At 37.3% G+C, this 18363-nt stretch carries 18 protein-coding genes; 10 read left to right on the plus strand and 8 right to left on the minus strand.

Annotation, left to right across the window (positions count from 1 at the left end):
- Nucleotides 1-171: 171 nt before the first annotated feature.
- The 7 genes from M3627_RS18210 to M3627_RS18240 all read right to left on the minus strand — a co-directional run bounded on the left by M3627_RS18210 (nt 172) and on the right by M3627_RS18240 (nt 8577).
- A complete protein-coding gene (locus tag M3627_RS18210) occupies nt 172-1587 on the minus strand; it encodes an alanine/glycine:cation symporter family protein (protein ID WP_169360773.1) in 1416 nt (471 codons plus the stop codon).
- Nucleotides 1588-1871: 284 nt separating this feature from the next.
- Nucleotides 1872-2231, minus strand: coding sequence for a DUF779 domain-containing protein (locus M3627_RS18215; protein ID WP_169360772.1), 360 nt, complete (start codon nt 2229-2231; stop codon nt 1872-1874).
- Nucleotides 2232-2254: 23 nt separating this feature from the next.
- Nucleotides 2255-3775, minus strand: a complete 1521-nt coding sequence (exaC, locus tag M3627_RS18220; RefSeq protein WP_169360771.1) for an acetaldehyde dehydrogenase ExaC — start codon at nt 3773-3775, stop codon at nt 2255-2257.
- Nucleotides 3776-4513: 738 nt separating this feature from the next.
- Nucleotides 4514-5035 (minus strand): YehS family protein, encoded by a 522-nt coding sequence (locus M3627_RS18225; protein ID WP_251556928.1) that lies wholly within the window; start codon nt 5033-5035, stop codon nt 4514-4516.
- A 133-nt stretch (nt 5036-5168) separates the two neighbouring features.
- Nucleotides 5169-6542 (minus strand): 23S rRNA (uracil(1939)-C(5))-methyltransferase RlmD, encoded by a 1374-nt coding sequence (gene rlmD, locus M3627_RS18230; RefSeq protein WP_169360769.1) that lies wholly within the window; start codon nt 6540-6542, stop codon nt 5169-5171.
- 123 nt (nt 6543-6665) lie between these two features.
- Entirely contained in the window at nt 6666-7475 is an 810-nt protein-coding gene (locus M3627_RS18235; protein WP_169360768.1) for a polysaccharide deacetylase family protein, read from the minus strand.
- A gap of 202 nt (nt 7476-7677) precedes the next feature.
- On the minus strand, nt 7678-8577 hold the full coding sequence (locus M3627_RS18240; protein ID WP_251556929.1) for a TIGR01777 family oxidoreductase: 900 nt from the start codon (nt 8575-8577) through the stop codon (nt 7678-7680).
- A 99-nt stretch (nt 8578-8676) separates the two neighbouring features.
- Here M3627_RS18240 and recX point away from each other — a divergent pair, with 99 nt between their 5' ends.
- Genes recX through M3627_RS18255 form a run of 3 tightly spaced genes read left to right on the plus strand, consistent with a single transcriptional unit; the run spans nt 8677 to nt 10067 of the window.
- Nucleotides 8677-9492: a recombination regulator RecX gene (gene recX, locus M3627_RS18245; RefSeq protein ID WP_169360766.1), complete on the plus strand. Its 816-nt coding sequence runs from the start codon at nt 8677-8679 to the stop codon at nt 9490-9492.
- The gene (locus M3627_RS18250; protein ID WP_169360765.1) at nt 9482-9811 is read left to right on the plus strand and encodes a YfhH family protein; all 330 of its coding nucleotides are present in this window, start codon (nt 9482-9484) and stop codon (nt 9809-9811) included. The genes recX and M3627_RS18250 overlap by 11 nt, the downstream gene beginning before the upstream one ends.
- A gap of 1 nt (nt 9812) precedes the next feature.
- Nucleotides 9813-10067: a YfhJ family protein gene (locus M3627_RS18255; protein ID WP_169360764.1), complete on the plus strand. Its 255-nt coding sequence runs from the start codon at nt 9813-9815 to the stop codon at nt 10065-10067.
- A gap of 32 nt (nt 10068-10099) precedes the next feature.
- On the opposite strand, the gene M3627_RS18260 is transcribed toward M3627_RS18255, so the two are convergent.
- Entirely contained in the window at nt 10100-11080 is a 981-nt protein-coding gene (locus tag M3627_RS18260) for a metal-dependent hydrolase (protein ID WP_169360763.1), read from the minus strand.
- A gap of 127 nt (nt 11081-11207) precedes the next feature.
- Between M3627_RS18260 and mutY the strand changes: the two genes are divergently transcribed.
- The 7 genes from mutY to M3627_RS18295 all read left to right on the plus strand — a co-directional run bounded on the left by mutY (nt 11208) and on the right by M3627_RS18295 (nt 18347).
- Nucleotides 11208-12278, plus strand: coding sequence for an A/G-specific adenine glycosylase (mutY, locus tag M3627_RS18265; RefSeq protein ID WP_446740156.1), 1071 nt, complete (start codon nt 11208-11210; stop codon nt 12276-12278).
- Nucleotides 12275-13018, plus strand: a complete 744-nt coding sequence (fabL, locus tag M3627_RS18270; protein ID WP_169360762.1) for an enoyl-[acyl-carrier-protein] reductase FabL — start codon at nt 12275-12277, stop codon at nt 13016-13018. Before mutY ends, fabL begins: the two co-directional genes overlap by 4 nt.
- A 466-nt stretch (nt 13019-13484) precedes the next feature.
- Nucleotides 13485-13694: a gamma-type small acid-soluble spore protein gene (locus tag M3627_RS18275; protein WP_169360761.1), complete on the plus strand. Its 210-nt coding sequence runs from the start codon at nt 13485-13487 to the stop codon at nt 13692-13694.
- Nucleotides 13695-13829: 135 nt separating this feature from the next.
- The gene (gene ntdP / locus M3627_RS18280) at nt 13830-14369 is read left to right on the plus strand and encodes a nucleoside tri-diphosphate phosphatase (RefSeq protein WP_251556930.1); all 540 of its coding nucleotides are present in this window, start codon (nt 13830-13832) and stop codon (nt 14367-14369) included.
- Nucleotides 14370-14427: 58 nt separating this feature from the next.
- Entirely contained in the window at nt 14428-16179 is a 1752-nt protein-coding gene (locus tag M3627_RS18285; RefSeq protein WP_251556931.1) for an ABC transporter ATP-binding protein, read from the plus strand.
- A 190-nt stretch (nt 16180-16369) separates the two neighbouring features.
- Nucleotides 16370-17389: an ABC transporter ATP-binding protein gene (locus M3627_RS18290; protein ID WP_251556933.1), complete on the plus strand. Its 1020-nt coding sequence runs from the start codon at nt 16370-16372 to the stop codon at nt 17387-17389.
- Nucleotides 17364-18347: an ABC transporter ATP-binding protein gene (locus M3627_RS18295; protein WP_251556934.1), complete on the plus strand. Its 984-nt coding sequence runs from the start codon at nt 17364-17366 to the stop codon at nt 18345-18347. Before M3627_RS18290 ends, M3627_RS18295 begins: the two co-directional genes overlap by 26 nt.
- The last annotated feature ends 16 nt before the right edge of the window (nt 18348-18363 follow it).

Raw genomic sequence — 18363 nt, forward strand, 5'->3', positions numbered from 1 at the left:
ATTGCTTACTCCAAGGAAAGAGCCCGGCTGGTGCGAAAAATTAATTCTACTTTCTCATTTAGTGGTTTCTTTGCACCATAAATCAGCCCAACCCTATAACATAGCCTTTGAGAAAAAGAGCTTCGAAAATTCTACTGTTCGTAGTATTTTCAAAGCTCTTGTTATTCCATATTATCGATCTTTATCTTCATCGCCCCAGCACTCTACTTCTCCAATGTCAGGAACATTTTTCTTGTAGAATACAGGATCTAAACCTTTTTTACGTTGTGATACATAATCATTAATAACACGTTTAGCAATCTTCCAAAGCATTAAAATAGCTAACAGGTTAATGATTGCCATTACAGCCATAAAGAGATCCGCTAAGTCCCAAACTAACTGAACTTTTGCAACAGAACCAAACATAACGAAAGCCACTACTAGCACACGGAAAATAAGCAGCATAGTTTTAGATTCCTTGATAAAACCGATGTTCGTTTCCCCGTAGTAGTAATTCCCTATTACTGAGCTGAAGGCAAACATGAATATAGCTATAGCTAAAAATGTACCTGCCCAGCCACCTAAATTATCAACTAAAGAAACTTGTGTCAGGTTGACCGAGGCAGCTTCTGAATGAAGGTACGCATCGCTCATTAAAACAATAGCAGCAGTTGATGTACAAACAATGATTGTATCGATAAATACACCGAGTGTTTGAATAAGCCCTTGTTTTACAGGGTGAGTTACTGACGCAGTAGCAGCTGCGTTTGGCGCAGAACCCATACCAGCTTCATTTGAGAATAACCCTCGTTTAATCCCATTCATGATAGCAGCTCCGACCATACCAGCAAAAGCCTCTTCGAAGCCAAAAGCAGATTTGAATATAAGGATGAATACATTTGGTAGCTCACTAATATTCAAAAATACTACAAGAAGAGCAACTGCAATATATGCTATTGCCATAACTGGTACTAAAATTTGCGTAACGCTAACTATACGTTTAAGACCACCAAAAACAATGACAGCAGTAATAATAGATAAAATAACTCCAACTACTACTCGGCTTGATCCGAAGCTTTCTTCAAATGCAATAGTAATTGTATTAGCTTGTACCGCGTTGAATACAAAGCCATAGGTGAGGGAGATAACCACTGCAAAGAGAATTCCCATCCACCGCTTGTTTAAGCCTTTTTCCATGTAATAGGCTGGACCACCGCGATACATTCTACCATCTTTTACTTTATATACTTGTGCTAAAGTGCTTTCAATTAAAGAAGATGCTCCACCGATAATAGCGATCATCCACATCCAAAAAATAGCTCCAGGACCACCAAGTGCAATAGCTGTTGCAACCCCAGCAATGTTACCAGTCCCTATGCGAGAGGCAGCTGATATTGTAAATGCCTGAAAGGAGGAAACACCTTTTTTTCCTGTACTATCGATCGTGGCTTTTTCCGAAACAACACGGAACATTTCTGGTATTAATCTAATCTGAATAAATCTAGTTTTTATTGTAAAAAACAATCCCACTCCTACTAAGAGTACGATCAGGATGTAGGAATATAAAGCATTATTCACATCCTGTAACATGCTTTCAAACAAATCCATTATTAATTCCTCCTAAAAATCGGTAACGCTTATTATGTAATCTTGATATATAGATTGCTTTTATTACGCTATTCTATAACACCTCACAAGAATAAAGTGAAATGTGCTGGATAAATAAATAGAGCTGGTTTATAAAAACCAACTCTTTATTTACTAACTGCAATATTACAATTACTAATAATTTTATAACAAAAAAATCAAAGAGGAAAGCGTAAATATATTATATGTACAGGAGATATAAAAAAATATGGATAAAAAGATAGCTCTTTTTATCCATAAATTAGTTAAAGAGGAGATAGCTCTGCTCTTTCCTTATCTGTAAATACACGAGAATGAATATGAAATGAAATTCCTTCTGTACTTTCAAGAGAAAAGGCAGCTCCCATGCCATCAACAACATCTAATATTAGCTGTGTATGCTGCCAATAAGTATAGTGGGACTGATGCATATAATATGGTGCATTTCCAACAGTACCAAGAAGCAAGTCACGACTTCCTATATAGAAGTCACCTTGCTTATAGCACATTGGAGCAGAACCATCGCAGCAGCCAGCAGACTGTACGAACATAATTGCCCCATGCTTTGCCTCAAGCTCTTGAATTAGATCAAGAGCTTTATCCGTTGCTACGATGCGTTCTACCATTCTGTCATCTCATTTCTAACTTCTTAGAAGAAGCCCATTGCAGATTTATTGTAGCTTACTAACATACATTTTGTTTGTTGGTAATGCTCAAGCATCATTAAGTGGTTTTCGCGACCGATACCTGATTGTTTGTAACCGCCAAATGCAGCATGTGCTGGGTATTGGTGATATGTGTTTGTCCAAACACGACCTGCTTGGATTGCACGACCTGCACGGTAAGCAGTGTCAATGTTACGAGACCAAACACCAGCTCCTAAACCAAACTCAGAATCGTTAGCAATTTCCATTGCTTCGTCAAAGTCTTTGAATGTTGTAACAGAAAGTACTGGTCCAAAGATTTCTTCTTGGAAAATACGCATTTTGTTGTCGCCTTTAAATACTGTTGGAGCAATATAGTAACCGCCTTCGTGGTCACCTTCTAATTTATTTTGAGTTCCACCGATTAACAATTCAGCGCCTTCTTCTTTACCTATTTCGATATAAGAAAGAATTTTTTGTAATTGTTGGTTAGAAGCTTGAGCACCCATCATAACTTCTGTATCAAGTGGGTTACCAATTTTAATTGCTTTAATGCGTTCTAATGCACGCTCCATGAATTTTTCATAGATTGATTCTTGAACAAGTGCACGAGATGGACAAGTACAAATTTCACCTGAGTTAAGTGCGAATAATACTAAACCTTCGATTGCTTTGTCTAAGTACTCATCATCTGCATCCATAACATCCTCGAAGAATACGTTAGGTGATTTACCACCAAGCTCTAATGTTACAGGGATAATATTTTCAGTTGCATATTGCATGATCAAACGACCAACACCAGTAGAACCAGTGAATGCTACTTTTTGAATACGTGGGTTAGTTGCAAGTGGTTTCCCAACTTCTGCACCGAAACCGTTTACAACGTTTAAAACGCCTTTTGGTAAAATATCTTGAATAAGCTCTAAAAGGACCATTAATGAAGCAGGTGTTTGTTCAGCAGGCTTCATAACGATTGTATTACCAGCAGCTAAAGCTGGAGCGATTTTCCAAACAGCCATTAATAATGGGAAGTTCCAAGGAATAATTTGTCCAACTACACCGATTGGCTCGTGGAAGTGGTATGCTACAGTATCGTTATCGATCTGGCTGATTCTACCTTCTTGAGCACGGATAGCTCCTGCAAAATAACGGAAGTGGTCAATTGCTAGTGGGATGTCAGCATTCAATGTTTCACGAACTGCTTTACCATTGTCCCAAGTTTCAGCAACTGCAATTTTTTCTAGGTTTTGTTCCATGCGATCTGCAATTTTGTTTAAAATAATTGCGCGATAAGCTACAGATGTTTGAGCCCAAGCACCTTTAGCAGCATGAGCAGCATCTAATGCAAGCTCAATGTCAGCTTCAGTGGAGCGAGCTGCTTGAGTAAATACTTTACCGGTAAGTGGTGAAACTACATCAAAGTACTCTCCATTAACTGGAGCTACCCATTCTCCACCGATAAAGTTATCATAACGTTCTTTAAAATCAACTACTGCACCAGCAGTATTAGGATTAGCATAAATCATATATCTTACCCCCAAATTTTTATAGTGCGATTTGCTAGACGTCAGACGACGTTGTAGCAATAATCAAATCATGCACCAATTAAAAAAAGAATGCAAGATGAATTTTCAATTTTTATTCACATTTTAAAATAAAAGTTTCTTTTTAATATTGAAAATATACAATTGGTTTTATTACTACAAATTGCCATAAGTAGTTGGTCTATAACAAGATTAAGCTAATAAGATAAGGGAGAGTATATGTGTTTTATAACAGTTGAAAAATGAATATACATGTATTTTTATACAGTTTAATTAATTCCTAATGCTGTTTCTAATGAGCCAATGAATCATTCCATAAAGTAGGTTTTTTCCCCTAGTCGAGCGTTCGCCCATTTCATAAGATCAACAACAGCCACCTTGGCACAAATATTTTGCAATATTCTTTTGAAAAGTGAGAGACATAACTAGTCTCACAATTTAAAAAACGTGAAATCGAATATTTCCGATTTCACGTTTTCATTTATAGAGCAAGTCCATAAACTTTCTACTTTAGTTGTTTGAAGAGGAGGTGGAGACTACTGCAGGAATAGCGTGAGCGTAAAAGCCTAAGCAGGAGCAAGCCGAGGAGATTGAAGCTTCGCCCCCTGCAACTCGAAAACAATTACAGATCACTGGAATAGAAGCTCCGAAAACTTTACCAGGTCGTAAAATGTTCGAGGCTGTTTCTTTTCGGAGTGTTGGTTGTCCGTACCCCAATAGTTAACCTCTATATTTAATAGCTAATCCCTTTAAGAAATTCCGGGCAAATTTATCGCCACATTCTTTATAGTTACGGTGGCCTTCCTTGCGTAGGATGGCACTTAGTTCGCTTTTCGTGATAGCCACTCTAGCTTCCTCCAAGATATCAATCATGTCCTCACTTGTTAAAGCAAGTGCAATCTTTACTTTTTTTAGAAGCATGTTATTAACACTTTCTGTACTACCAGATGTAGAGGGAGGGGCCACTGGTTGTCCTGGCTTTGGCTCCTGGGGTCCTCTTTTAAAAGTAATAAGACCATTTAAAAAGGCTTCTAACGTTTTATTGTTGCACTTGATTTGATTGTCATCATCCTCAATATCATCTTCATATTCATTATCAAAGTGATCCTTGGATTTAGTTAAAAGCTTCAACACATCTTCTTTTGAAATTTCTATACCACCAAGCTTAAAGATTTCTACCATTTCTTTGTTCTTGATATCTAAAGCGTATCGCAAACGTACTAATATGTCGTTATTTTCCATTTTATATGAATCCTCCTAGCAATATCAAAATACATCCTCAGTTATGTAATAGCCTTCCCGGTAAAGGGATAAACGATTAGAAGAAAATCCGAAAATCATTCAGATTCTCGGATCCTTCTTACATAATGTGCAATTATTTAAGTGTAAGTAGTGTAACTACTTCAATATGGGCTGTTTGAGGGAACATGTCCACGGGCTGCATATATTGAACATCATAAAGCTTCGTTAGCTCCTGCAGATCCTTTGCAAGAGTTGAAGGGTTACAGGAAGTATAAACAAAGCGTTTTGGTTTTATCTCTAATACTGTTTTTAGTAGCTCCTCGTCTAAACCAGTTCTAGGAGGATCTACTGTTAGCACGTCAGGTACAAAGCCTTCACTCTGCCATTGCTTCAACCATTTCTTTGCAGTGCCATGAACATACTTTGTGTTATCAAAGCCGTTGCGTTTCGCATTTTTCTTAGCGTCCTTAATGGACTCTTCGATAATATCCATACCACGAACCTCTTTAGCATTTTTAGCTAACCAAAGTCCGATTGTCCCGACACCACAATAAGCATCAACGACAGTTTCCTTACCAGTTAATTCGGCTGCCTTTTCAATTTCATCATATAAATGCTCAGTTTGTTCCGGATTTAGCTGGAAGAAGGCGCGAGCCGATAGGTCAAAAGCTAATTCTCCAAGCTTCTCATGAATAATTTCTTTACCAAATAAATTAAAAGTTGTGTCACCGAATACTAACGATGTTTTTCCAGGATTAATATTTTGGCTAATGGATACGATATTAGAATCGATTTTACGAATCATTTGTACAAGGTCTTCTTTGTTGGGCATTTTCTTTTGTGTTGTAACTAATGTTACTTGAATTTGTCCAGTTTTCATCCCAGTTCTCACAACAATAGTACGAACAATACCTTGAGGATTTTTCTCGTCATATATAGGTATTTTAAGCTCTTTTAAGTAGGCTTTAATTTCATTTGTAATCTTAGTGGTAGCAGGATGTTGAACCATGCATTCATTAATATCAATTAACTTGTTAGATCCTTCTGCATATAAACCAGCAATTACATCATTACCAAGCTGTCTTGTTTGGAATTGGCTTTTGTTTCGATACAGCCAAGGATTTTCCATTCCAAGTGTAGGTTTTACCTCAATTGACGGAGCAAGGTCTCTCACATAACGTTCAAGGGCTTGAATGACTATGTCTCTTTTTTCAATAAGCTCTCGTTCATAGGTCATATGTTGAAGCTGGCAACCTCCACATGCCTCATAAACAGGGCATGGTGGTTTTACTCTGTCTGGAGAAGCTTGACGAATTTTTTTTATCGTTGCTTCCGCATACTTTGGATTTACAGTAGTTACTTCAGCAGTTACTACCTCTCCAGGAAGTGCTCCCTTAACGAAAACTACATTTCGTTTAAAGAAGCCAACTCCTTCTCCATTAATACCAAGTCTTTTTATAGTAAGTGGAAATTGTTGTCCCACCTGTATTGCTGTTTGTTCTTTCATTATTTCCTTCACGTCCTTTATCAACCAATAAAACAGTATAACTTTTTTATGGGGTTGGTTGCAAGCAAAAGGTGCCAGTTAAAAACTGGCACCTTAGTTACATTATATCTATTATAAAGGAAATTACTGTGGAAGAGAATACTCAGGTATATCCAATTTGGATATATTGAGGTCATTGATCTTTCCAAAGGAATATCCGCGTTTTTTCGCTTCTTTGATAAATGCCGGAAGACCCTCAGCATTGTCAGGTGAAACCGTGTGCATAAGAATAATAGCGCCAGGATGGATTTGTGTAATAAGCTCATTATAAGCATATTGTCCACCCTTTTTTTGATCCCTATGCCAGTCGATAAAAGCAACAGACCAGAAAAAATGCTGGTGACCAATTTCGTTTGCAGCTGCTAGCACATCTTCATCAAAGATTCCTTCCGGTGGTCTCGTGACAGTTGTTCTTTCTAAAGAAGTGAGCTCTTTTAGTCGGTTATCAAATTTTTGTAATTCCTTTTTTATTTCATCCTTTGACAGCTTAGCTAGGTTTGGATGTCCATAGGAATGGTTACCTATTTGATGTCCGTCTTCAATCATCCGTTTTACTAGTGGTGTGGCACTTTCGAGGTAATGACCAGTTAAAAAGAAGGTGGCGCTAATGTTCTCTTTCTTTAATGTATCTAAAATGCTTTCCGTATAGCCGTTTTCATAGCCATTATCAAATGTCAGGTAAATAACCTTTTTGTTAGCTGGCCCTTTATAAATGGCTCCATGCTTTTCTAATAATGCATCCAGCTCTGCTCCGGCCTCTGGTGGTACCTCATCTCTGGCTTTTTTAAAACCCCAGTGAATTTCTTTTGCTTCCGCGGTAAATGGCTCATAGGAAAAGCCGAGGCTTATAATAAAGGCTGCTATAATAATTCCTATTACATGATGCTTCCACATGATTTTTGCTCCTTTTTATTATATATTTGCATAAAAAAATGCAATCAACTTAAAAGTAGATTGCACTTGGGTTTGATATTTATTCATTTTTGCTCGTTGGTTAGTTTTACTATATGAAGCAATTTCATAATTCCCTTTTAAGAAAAGGTTATATTAAAGGATAGGGTGAGCAATAAGCCATCGTCTGTGGAAATTGGCTCGATTACTGACTATATATATTAGTCAATGCGCTCGTAAGTTCTGGGTATTTAAAGGAAAAGCCATTAGCTATTAATACGTCTGGAACTACTTTTTGCCCTTCTAAGACAAGCTGACTTTTTTCACCAAGCACTAGCTTCAAAGCAAATGCAGGTACTGGGAAGTAATGAGGTTTATTTAATACTTTAGCCAATGTTTTACTAAATTCATCCATCCTTCGAGGATCTGGTGCAACTATATTAAAAGGTCCTTGAATATTATTTTCAATAGCGTAAAACAGGGAACTAGCAACATCTTGGATATGAACCCATGACATCCAATTATCTCCCTTTCCAATTGGACCACCTACAAACATTTTATAAGGTAATGCCATTAAGGGAAGTGCTCCTTCTTTTCTATCTAATATAATCCCAAATCGACCTAAAGCTACGCGGACTCCAAGCTGCTCTGCAGTTAATGCCTTTTGCTCCCAATCTGCAACTGTTTTGGCTAGAATATCATGACCCTGTTGTGTTGATTGTTCATTATAAACTTCTGTATTGGAAGCTGGATAAATTCCAATAGCACTTGCATTGATCAAAACTTCGGGTTTTTTCTTTAATACTTGGATAATACGTATGACTTCATCAGTAGCTTCCATCCTACTATCATAAATTTTTGCTTTTTGCTTTTCTGTCCATCTACCGTTGTTTATAGATTCTCCAGCAAGATTTACTATTGCATCAATACCTTCTAAATATACCTCAGGTTTAGAATTATTTGTAAGCCAGTTAATATAAGTAACATTGTTTGCTGAGTGCGAGCTCGACCGTGATAAAATAATAGCCTCATGTCCCTTTTGCTGCAGTAGCTCAGTCAAAGCCCTACCTACAAAACCAGTTCCACCAGTAATTGCTACTCTCATCGAAATCAGCCTCCTTAACACAATAATACCAGTTCAATCATTTATCACATATTAATTTTTACGCTATAATTAAGGAAAGCGAATGGAGAGATTAACAAAATGCCGGTTATTACAAAAATAGGACGTCAAAAAAAAAATAATGAACGGTATAATTTATATTTAGATGAAAAGTATGCCTTTAGTGTGGATGAGGCAGTACTGATAAAATATCAGCTTACAAAGGGTAAGGTAATAGAGGCCTTTACCTTAGATGAAATTGTTTTTGATGATGAAGTAAGAAAAGCATATAATAAGGCGATTAATTATTTGAGCTTTCGGATGAGAAGTGAGCATGAGGTAAAGCAAAAATTACTACAAAGTGAGTTTGGAGAAGCGGTCATTTTAGAGGCAATTCGAAAGCTATATGAGCATGGATTTTTGAATGATGCTAGCTTTACGAAGGCTTTAGTAGAAACTCAAAAAAATAGCAGTAAAAAAGGCCCTGCTGCAATTAGACAGGAGCTCAAAAAGAAGGGAATAGAAAAAGAGCTTCAAGAGGAAGTACTTGCCGCTTACTCGGAGGAAGAACAAGTTTCTATTGCTAAAACACTTACAGAAAAAATTATCAATCAAAACCAAAATAAGACTCCACGCCAAATTAAACAAAAGGTCCAGGAGAATCTTCAAAGAAAAGGGTATAACTTTGGCATCATTTCTCAGGCAATCGAATCTTTTGATTTAGAGAAAAAGGAAGACGAATGGCTTGAAATAATTGCTGCACAAGGAGAAAAGATTTGGAGAAAGTATTCTGCAAAATATAGCGGCTATGATCTGAAAAATCGTGTGAAACAGGCCCTTTATATAAAAGGTTTCCCGTCAGAGCACATAGATATGTATATAGAAAATAAGGAGCTGGAATTACAAAATGAGCAATAAAAAATATAGTCAGATGACGGAGCAAGAGCTTAGAACTGAAATTGCTAACCTAAAGGAAAAAGCAAGAAAGGCTGAGCAACTAGGCATTGTTAATGAGTATGCAGTATATGAACGAAAAGCAATGATGGCTCAGTCATTTCTAACAGATGTAAATTCTATAAAACCTGGTGAAATGTATAGAATTAGCGGTGATCCTGGGATGTTTTTTCAAGTCGAATACTTAAAGGGAAAATTTGCTTGGGGCTACCGTTTAGGTGGAGACAAGTACGAGGAAGCATTACCAATTTCTATACTACAGCCGTTAGAGGAGGGAAAATAATATGGAAACTAAAATAAATGAACTAACAGAGTTATTACTTGAAAAAAACGACAAGCTTTCCTTTGAAAAGGCAAGAGCATGGATTGAATTACTTTGGTCTGACTTTGAATCATCCTATGCACGTGCAGGCTATGAATATAAAGGTGCTGCAGTAACAGAGATGGTTATTAAAAAGTGGATAGATGGATATGGTGAACAACTACACGAGTTTGCGGGTACTAACGAAAAGTACAAGCATTTATTGGAAACAGACTAAACGCTAGGAATTTAAATTCCTAGCGTCTCTGTTTAATGTGGTAAAAAGTCTAATTTTTTTCTTAGCTTATCTTCGCTGAAAATCCAACCAGTGTAAGAGTTGATGATATTAAGGTCTTCATCCAAATGTACAACTGCTACAAAAGGATAGTAATCATTACTTCTGTAACGCAGATCGATTAACCGAACCTCATGGATATGATCGAATTGAGTTATTTCCCATCTGTAAATAGGGGAGAACGAAGTAAAGGCACTTAGATTTGTATCCTTTAAGGCAGCTTTTACTAAAGGAGAGTCTGGAATTTCCTCTCGTTCAAACTTGTCGTATATCGTTATGGAACGCCCGTATGCTCGGCCAACGTAATGATGCGTCTCGGAGCTTGCGGCAATCCTCCATTGAAAGAACTTAATAGTTGGAGCCACAATAATTTCTGTGGTATCCGGAATTGTTTTTCTCACGCTATTTTTAACCGCACTTTGGACTGCAAAGCGTAGTATATAATAAATGGCGATAATAGCGTACATGGTTAGGAATGTAGGCACTGGGTTAAAGCCAAACATCCATAGTAATAATCCTAATACATGAAAGCCAAAGATAATCGGATCAAATGTATTGATGACACCTAGTGCAACCCATTTCTTAGAAAAGGGTCGTAATGCCTGGGTACCATAGGAATTAAATATATCCACGAAAACATGAAGAAATACCGCTAAAAATGTCCAAAGCCAAAGATGAAGCCAATTCACCTCTGGAATAATTAGCCACAATACTCCAGATATAAGTAACGGCCATAGTAAAACGGCTGGAATAGAATGAGTTATACCACGATGATGACGTATGTATATGGCATTATTTTTTAATTTTAGAACAGTATCTATATCAGGGGCTTGAGAACCAATGATAGTACCTGCAATAACAGCAGTAGTAGTCAAAGAACTACTTGTAACGACAGGATCTGCCATTGCCAAACCACCAAGTGCAATACCCATGACTATATGTGTGCCTGTATCCATGTGTGACCAGCTCCTTTTAAGGAAACAAGTTATCTTAATCATAAGATAAAGTATATAAATTAACAAAGCAATTATTAGTGTTATACCCTATTATCGCATACAATAATCGCCAGAAAGGATTCTAACTGTGAACGAATTATACAATAAGCAAATGAGCGAGGCATTAGTTTCCTGGTTTTTAGAAGAAAAACGTGATTTACCGTGGAGAAAAACCACGGATCCCTATAAAATTTGGGTTTCCGAAGTAATGTTACAGCAAACAAAAGTTGATACAGTTATCCCTTATTATGAGAGATTTGTCTCTAAATATCCCTCGCTTGAATCTCTTGCAGAAGCTAATGAGGGAGAATTGCTAAAAGAGTGGGAAGGTCTGGGCTATTATTCTAGAGCACGCAATCTCCAAGCTGGAGTAAAAGAAGTTGTAGAACAATACGATAGCATCATACCGAACAACCGAAAGGAAATATCTAAGCTAAGAGGCGTTGGACCATATACGGCTGGAGCGGTGCTAAGTATTGCTTATGGTGTTCCAGAGCATGCTGTAGACGGGAATGTTATGAGAGTATTATCTCGGATTTTACTGATAAAAGAGGATATTGCTAAACCAAAGACGAAAAAGATATTTGAAGATGCCGTGATGAGCTTGATGTATGAGGAAAATCCCTCTGCCTTTAACCAAGGTTTAATGGAACTTGGTGCTATTATATGCACTCCAAAAAAGCCGAAATGTTTACTTTGTCCAGTAAGAGAATTTTGTTCAGCATTTTATGAAGGAGTTCAAGAAGAGCTTCCGGTTAAAACAATTAACAAAAAGACAAAATTACATAAAATGAAGGCAATAGTGATCCAACGAGATGACGGTAAGATTCTTTTAGAGAAGCGACCTTCTAAAGGTTTACTTGCTAATATGTGGCAATTTCCAATGGTTGAGCTTCCAACAGCGACTCACACTGTTGAAGAGGTAGTGGAGTTGGACTATGGAATAGAAATTCAAAAAGGAAATGAATTACTTTCTTTTAAGCATGTTTTTTCACATCTAGTATGGGAAGTTGAAAGTTTTGAAGCAAAGCTTATAAATGAAAAAAAATTATCCTTGAATAGCCAGTGGTATTCTATAGAAGAAGTGAACAATCAACCTATGCCTATTCCAGTATTAAAAATATGGAATGCGTGGAAGGAAAGGAAGAACATCACATGACAAATCCAGTAGCATTAGTAACAGGCAGTAGCAGAGGACTAGGAAAAGCAATTGCCATTGAGCTTGCAAAAAGTGGTTATGATATTGTAGTGAACTATGCTCGCAGTAAAACGGCTGCATTAGAAACGGTTTCAGAAATAGAGGCATTAGGACAAAAAGCTTTACTTGTTCGTGCAAATGTTGGTGATGTAGAAAAGCTTCGGGCAATGTTTCAAACGATAAAAGAGGAGTTCGGTCGTTTAGATATTTTCGTGAGTAATGCTGCATCCGGTGTTCTTCGACCAATCATGGAGCTCGAGGAGTCTCATTGGGACTGGACGATGAACATTAACGCAAAAGCAATGCTTTTTGGAGCACAGGAAGCGGCAAAGCTAATGCCGAGTGGCGGGAAGATATTAGGCATCAGTTCATTAGGGTCTATTCGATATTTGGAAAACTATACGACAGTAGGAGTTTCTAAAGCTGCTATTGAATCCATTACAAGATATTTGGCGGTAGAGCTAGCAGAAAAAGGGATTGCCGTTAATACTGTTTCTGGTGGAGCATTAGATACTGATGCTTTAAAGCATTTCCCAAATAGAGAACAATTATTAGAGGATGCGCGTGTAAATACTCCGGCAGGACGAATGGTTGAAATTGAGGATATGGTAAAAACAGCTATGTTCCTGCTTTCAGATGATGCCAGCATGATCCGAGGACAAACTATCATTGTAGATGGCGGTCGTTCGATTAAAATGTAGTTTTCATAAATAATAATTTCTTTTTAAAGAGCAATACAATGTTAAAGATGAATGTTTGACATTAATTAATAAAAAATTAAACTAAATAAAAATACGGCAATCCCAAATAATATCGAGGTTGCCGTATTTGTTTAATTTTCATTATCATTCTTTATGAGTTAATTTCATAAATAGAAATTTATGTATGAAATAAATATGTTCACATTTATTGATTGGAGCGACAGACGGCGACTCCTGTGGGATGAGTGAGACAGTTAAGACATCACAACCACGCGCGTAAGCGATGGGTGATGGCTTAACGCTCACCCCACGGAAAGCGTCCGGCTGGCGTGGAAATCAATTCTACATTCTGACTTAGAGATTTGGTAGCATATATCAACCCTATTCTTTAACATGCCCCAAATTTTCCTTGTCTGTGCTTCAATAAATGATTTCAAATTAACCAAAACACACAAATTTATTTTTTATGAATATTATCTCCGAAAGTGCACAAGATATATTTTGTACGGAGGTGAAATCCATGAAAAAGAATAACAGTCAATCATCAAACAGAAGTCAAGAATTTGCTTCAGAAACTGTAATTCGACAAGTTAAAGAGCAAAACCGTCAAGCTGAAATGAAAAAACAACAAGCAAGCGGGAAGTTTTCAAAAAGTTCTTATAACCCATCAAAATAACATGGATTCACCAAAAATCAGCGAGGGCATTTTGCTCTCGCTGATTTTTTTACTACAGTTTTTTCCTATGGATTGCTATAATATGAAAATAAGTATAATATTCAATTTTGCGCTTGATGAAAAGGTGGCTAAATCATGGCGATTCCAACAGAAGGAGAAATTATTCAAATTCACAGCTACAAGCATAATGGCCGTATCCACCGTGTCTGGCAGGAAACGATGGTTTTAAAGGGGACCAAGAATATTGTAATAGGAGCGAACGAACGAACTCTTGTAATCGAATCGGATGGTAGAACATGGATTACTAGAGAACCGTCAATCTGTTACTTTCATGCTGAACATTGGTTTAACATTATTTGTATGCTAAGAGAAGACGGTGTGTATTATTACATTAATATTAGTTCGCCATTTGTCTATAACAATAAAATTCTGAAATATATTGATTATGATCTAGATGTGAAGGTTTTCCCAGACATGACCTACACAATTTTGGATGAAGATGAATACGAACAGCACAAAAGGGAAATGAATTATCCAGATGAAATGGATTCTATTCTTGATCGAAATATAGAAAAACTTATTTCTTGGATTAAACAAAGAAGAGGTCCATTTGCCCCGGATTTTATCGAGGCTTGGACAAGTCGTTATCATTTTTATAAACAGCTGAACGAGTAGTAGGAGAACCTGTTGAATTTGCAACAGGTTCTTCCGTTTTAAGAAAGGAAGTAGTTTTATGAGCACCATGAAAAGATATATGGAATTCGTAAAACCTTATAATTGGCAAATCTTTTTGACGATTATTATAGGGGTTATTAAATTCGCAATTCCATTGTTTATACCCATTCTGATTAAAATTGTCGTAGATGATATTATCGGTGAGGATATGGCAACAGATGAAAAAATTCAACAGCTTGTTTATTGGTTAGGTGGAACTGCATTAGTGTTTCTAATCGTTCGACCACCAATTGAGTATTATCGACAATATTTAGCACAATTAGTCAGTAATAAAATCTTGTATGATATCCGTCAAAAGCTATACATACATCTTCAAAAGCTAAGCTTAAAGTATTATTCAAACACGCGAGCTGGAGAGGTCATTTCTCGAGTCATCAATGACGTAGAGCAAACGAAAAATTTTGTCATGATTGGCTTGATGAATGTTTGGCTCGACTTAGCTACAATTCTTATAGCAATTGGAATAATGCTTACGATGAATGTAAAACTTACACTTGTCACTTTAATCGCATTCCCATTTTATGCATTCAGTGTAAAGTACTTTTTCGGAAAGCTTCGAGACTTAACTAGAAAGAGATCGCAAGCATTAGCAGGAGTACAAAGCTATCTTCATGAGCGTGTACAGGGGATGAGTATTATTAAAACCTTTACACTCGAAAAGCATGAACAAAAGCTGTTCAATGAGACGAATGGAGAATTTCTGGATAAGGCTGTAGACCAAACGATATGGAATGCAAAAGCGTTTGCGGTCGTTAATACAATTACCGATATAGCACCACTGTTAGTTATTGCCTACGCAGGATATGAAGCAATTCATGGAAGACTATCTGTTGGGACAATGGCTGCTTTCATCGCCTACATAGAGCGATTATATAGCCCTTTAAGAAGATTAGTTAATTCATCCACGACATTAACGCAATCTTTCGCGTCGATGGACAGAGTATTTGAGCTGATGGATGAAAAATACGATATTATCGATAAGCCTGGTGCGAAAAGTTTAGGAAATACTTCTGGGGAAGTTACGTTTTCAAATGTCTCCTTCCAATATGAAAAAGGTGGGCAAACAATCCTTAACAATATAAATCTCCAAGTCAATAGCGGAGAAACAGTTGCATTTGTTGGGATGAGCGGTGGAGGGAAATCCACTATTATTAGTTTGATCCCACGATTTTACGATGTGTCAAAGGGCAGTGTGAAAATTGATGGTAAGGATGTTCGTGATGTAACGATTGAATCACTGAGACAACAAATAGGGATTGTCCTTCAGGATAATATTTTGTTTAGTGACTCTGTAAAATCGAACATTTTAATGGGTAAACCAGGAGCGAGTGATGAAGAAGTAATAGAGGCTGCAAAAGCTGCCAACGCACACGATTTCATTATGGAGCTACCTGAAGGATATGAAACAAAGGTTGGGGAGCGGGGAGTTAAGCTCTCTGGAGGTCAAAAGCAACGTGTAGCAATAGCGCGTGTATTTTTGAAAAATCCTACAATATTAGTTCTAGATGAGGCAACCTCAGCATTAGATTTAGAAAGCGAATCATTAATTCAGGATTCCTTGGAGCGCTTGGCTCAAAATCGAACAACTATTATCGTAGCACATAGACTTTCCACTATAACGCATGCAGATAAAATATGCGTGATAGAAAATGGAGAGCTAGCAGAAGAAGGTTCTCATTCTGAACTTATGAAGAGTAAAGGTGTATATTATAATTTATTTCAAATACAACAACTAGATACTGTGGACTAACACACACACCCTATAAGGCGATTCTGTTCTTATTGGGTGTTTTTATTTACCTATTTTACAAAAAGTTGAAATATGACAAATGTTTCAAAAAATATAAAAAGTATTGCATAAAAAGTATGTATGTGTAAAATATCAATATGAACAAATATAAAGAAAATTTTAAATAATCTCGTAAAAAAGGAGAGTTATCATGGAACAAGGAAAAAAAGTGCTAGAAGTAAAAGGGCTTCAAACTTCCTTTTTTACAGATGATGGCGTCATTCCATCTGTCGATTATGTAGATTTCCATGTTAGAGAAGGGGAAATTTTAGGCATCGTTGGCGAATCGGGTTGTGGTAAAAGTGTTACCTCTCTATCTATCATGGGGCTAGTTCCTAGTCCACCGGGAAAAATCACCAATGGAGAAATCCTATTTAAAGGTAAGGATTTAACAACCTTCTCGGAAAAAGAGATGCGGAAAATAAGAGGAAATGAGATTGCAATGATCTTTCAGGAGCCAATGACCTCTTTAAATCCATTATTTACAATTGGTAATCAGCTGATAGAAGCAATAACCCTACATAAAAAGGATTGGAGCAAGAAGCAGGCTAAGGATAGAGCGATTGAGATGCTAAAGCTTGTTGGACTTCCGAGAGCAGAGGCACTTATGAAGGATTACCCACACCAGCTCTCTGGAGGGATGCGTCAGAGAGTCATGATTGCGATGGCCCTTGTATGTGACCCAGAAGTATTGATAGCTGATGAGCCAACGACGGCATTGGATGTAACCATTCAAGCTCAAATTTTAAAGTTAATGAGAGATTTGAATAAAAGGTTAAACACAGCAGTGCTCTTAATCACTCATGATCTTGGAGTAGTAGCAGAGACATGCGAACGAGTAGTGGTCATGTACGCAGGTAAAGTAGTAGAAGAAGGACTAGTGGAAACCATCTTTAAAGATCCACAACACCCCTATACAAAAGGACTGCTTGCATCAGTTCCTGACATGAGATATAAAAAGCAACGATTATATTCCATCCCAGGTAATGTGCCGAAGCCAGGAACTATAACAACAGGCTGTCGCTTTGCAGCTAGATGTGAATTTGCATTCGAACGCTGTGTTCAGGAAAATCCTCCTCTGTATGAAACATCGGAGGGACATAAAACTAGATGTTTCTTATACGATTCAAAGGAGGTAACAGATTATGACAGAGCCGCTGTTAAAAGTTGATGGACTGAAAAAGTACTTTCCCATTCGTTCCGGTTTGTTGTCAAAAAAAGTCGGCTATGTTAAAGCAGTAGACGATATTTCTTTCTTTGTAAACGAGGGAGAAACTCTAGGGATAGTTGGAGAATCTGGCTGTGGTAAATCTACTACAGGAAGAATGCTTATGAGATTACTAGAACCTACAGAAGGTAAAGTGACCTTTGAAGGAAAAGAATTAACGTCAATCTCTGACTCTGCTATGCGTAAGGTTAGAAGAGATATCCAAATGGTGTTTCAGGATCCTTATGCATCATTAAATCCTCGGCACACGGTCGAGAAAATTTTGATGGAGCCACTGATTGTTCATCAAATTGGAGATCCAAAAACTCGCAAACAAAAGGTTCATGACTTTTTAGAGATTGTAGGATTGAGCAGCTATCATGCAAAACGATATCCTCACCAGTTCAGCGGAGGGCAAAGGCAGCGTATTGGTATTGCGAGAGCTCTTATGACTAATCCAAAGCTGATTATAGCAGACGAGCCAGTTTCAGCACTTGATGTATCTATTCAAGCTCAAGTTTTAAATCTGATGCAGGACTTGCAAAAAGAATTGAAACTAACCTATATATTTATCGCTCATGACCTGGGGGTAGTACGCCACATCAGCGACCGGGTTGGAGTTATGTACTTAGGGAGAATGGTTGAGCTTGCACCTAGTGAAAGTTTATATGCGGAGCCGCTCCATCCTTATACAAAAGCACTTCTTTCTGCTGTGCCAGTACCAGATCCACAATTTCAAAGGGAACAAATTATATTAGAGGGAGATATCCCAAGCCCTTCTAACCCACCTACAGGTTGTACATTCCATACACGTTGTCCTTTTAAAATGGATGTATGTACAACCGTTAAACCGAAGCTTGAGGAAGTTAAGAACAGTCATTTTGTTGCCTGCCATCTATATAACGAGGCAGTACAGCATTGATAATATAAATTTGGAG

Source organism: Psychrobacillus sp. MER TA 171 (assembly GCF_023713305.1).
GTDB lineage: Bacteria > Bacillota > Bacilli > Bacillales_A > Planococcaceae > Psychrobacillus.

Coding starts and splice junctions, on each gene's coding strand:
- M3627_RS18210 (WP_169360773.1), bottom strand. CDS start 1,587: ATGGATTTGTTTGAAAGCATGTTACAGGATGTGAATAATGCTTTATAT.
- M3627_RS18215 (WP_169360772.1), bottom strand. CDS start 2,231: ATGGTAGAACGCATCGTAGCAACGGATAAAGCTCTTGATCTAATTCAA.
- exaC (WP_169360771.1), bottom strand. CDS start 3,775: ATGATTTATGCTAATCCTAATACTGCTGGTGCAGTAGTTGATTTTAAA.
- M3627_RS18225 (WP_251556928.1), bottom strand. CDS start 5,035: ATGGAAAATAACGACATATTAGTACGTTTGCGATACGCTTTAGATATC.
- rlmD (WP_169360769.1), bottom strand. CDS start 6,542: ATGAAAGAACAAACAGCAATACAGGTGGGACAACAATTTCCACTTACT.
- M3627_RS18235 (WP_169360768.1), bottom strand. CDS start 7,475: ATGTGGAAGCATCATGTAATAGGAATTATTATAGCAGCCTTTATTATA.
- M3627_RS18240 (WP_251556929.1), bottom strand. CDS start 8,577: ATGAGAGTAGCAATTACTGGTGGAACTGGTTTTGTAGGTAGGGCTTTG.
- recX (WP_169360766.1), top strand. CDS start 8,677: ATGCCGGTTATTACAAAAATAGGACGTCAAAAAAAAAATAATGAACGG.
- M3627_RS18250 (WP_169360765.1), top strand. CDS start 9,482: ATGAGCAATAAAAAATATAGTCAGATGACGGAGCAAGAGCTTAGAACT.
- M3627_RS18255 (WP_169360764.1), top strand. CDS start 9,813: ATGGAAACTAAAATAAATGAACTAACAGAGTTATTACTTGAAAAAAAC.
- M3627_RS18260 (WP_169360763.1), bottom strand. CDS start 11,080: ATGGATACAGGCACACATATAGTCATGGGTATTGCACTTGGTGGTTTG.
- fabL (WP_169360762.1), top strand. CDS start 12,275: ATGACAAATCCAGTAGCATTAGTAACAGGCAGTAGCAGAGGACTAGGA.
- M3627_RS18275 (WP_169360761.1), top strand. CDS start 13,485: ATGAATATTATCTCCGAAAGTGCACAAGATATATTTTGTACGGAGGTG.
- ntdP (WP_251556930.1), top strand. CDS start 13,830: ATGGCGATTCCAACAGAAGGAGAAATTATTCAAATTCACAGCTACAAG.
- M3627_RS18285 (WP_251556931.1), top strand. CDS start 14,428: ATGAGCACCATGAAAAGATATATGGAATTCGTAAAACCTTATAATTGG.
- M3627_RS18290 (WP_251556933.1), top strand. CDS start 16,370: ATGGAACAAGGAAAAAAAGTGCTAGAAGTAAAAGGGCTTCAAACTTCC.
- M3627_RS18295 (WP_251556934.1), top strand. CDS start 17,364: ATGACAGAGCCGCTGTTAAAAGTTGATGGACTGAAAAAGTACTTTCCC.